A 1023-nucleotide genomic window follows, 5' to 3' on the forward strand; every position below is an offset into this window, starting at 1 on the left:
GGTGTTCGGCAGCAAGCTGCCTGGGACGCCTTCGGCGCCCCACAACTTGGCGTTATGCGTCTGCCTCCCCAAAATCACCGAGTTGTTTAGAGAGAATAGAAGTTGAAAGTTTCCGAACTTACATTAGATGCTCTTAGACCTTTTATTACAGGAGATGATGCGCCTGTTGAATACATGTCAGGACCGAAAATTGTTAATTTTTTTAATTTGTTTGGCATCAAGGATGAGTATTCTAAAGATGGATTACCAGGAAACGTGTCAAGGAATGAGTATGCTCGTATAACACTTGGAAAAGTTAATGGAAAACCAGAATTTAAACTCCTAATAGAAGCATTAGTGGATAGTCGGAAAGTCGAGAACCCAGATGAGATTGTTGATTTCATAAGAGAGTTCATAAAGCATGACGGGTATTATCTAGAAAAAAATGAACTTGGGATTTACAAAGTTTCTGGTTGCGAGCTTGATGATCCTATTGCGATTGAAGCTCATTTTGAAGAAATAAAATCGCAAATTATAAACAGCATCAGGAATGCAAGATTCTTTATCTGGGTTGCTGTTGCATGGTTTACTGACAAAGATATTGGCAACGAGCTGAGAAAAAAACATCAATCTGGGATAAATATCAGAGTCATAGTAAACGATGACTATACAACTCAAAAGCATGGATTGGATTTTGCATCAAGGGGAATAGAATATACAAAAATCAGCCCTGAATCCCCTTGGGGTAAGAAAATAATGCATAACAAGTTTTGCATTATTGACTTGTATACCGTAATACATGGTTCGTATAACTGGACAAGTAATGCACAATACAACAAAGAAAGCATTACCATCACAGAAAATCGTGACGTAGCAGAAGAGTTTGCTACACAATTTATACAGCTCAAAAATCAGAAAGACGCATAACAAGTGCTTCAAATGGGACGCCTACGGCGCCCCTTAAGCAGGCGTTACCCGCGTTTGGTGTTCCAATATTTGCCGCCTTGCCCTTTCATAATTGTCCGAGAGAAATAAATTCTGTGG

The 1023-nt window shown here is 39.3% G+C and carries 1 protein-coding gene; it reads left to right on the forward strand.

Annotated features, from left to right (window positions below):
- Nucleotides 1-102 precede the first annotated feature (102 nt).
- Nucleotides 103-906, forward strand: a complete 804-nt coding sequence (locus QMA35_RS21795; protein ID WP_281649233.1) for a phospholipase D-like domain-containing protein — start codon at nt 103-105, stop codon at nt 904-906.
- Nucleotides 907-1023 lie beyond the last annotated feature (117 nt).

This window comes from Parendozoicomonas sp. Alg238-R29, assembly GCF_947331445.1.
In the GTDB taxonomy this organism is placed as follows: domain Bacteria; phylum Pseudomonadota; class Gammaproteobacteria; order Pseudomonadales; family Endozoicomonadaceae; genus Sansalvadorimonas.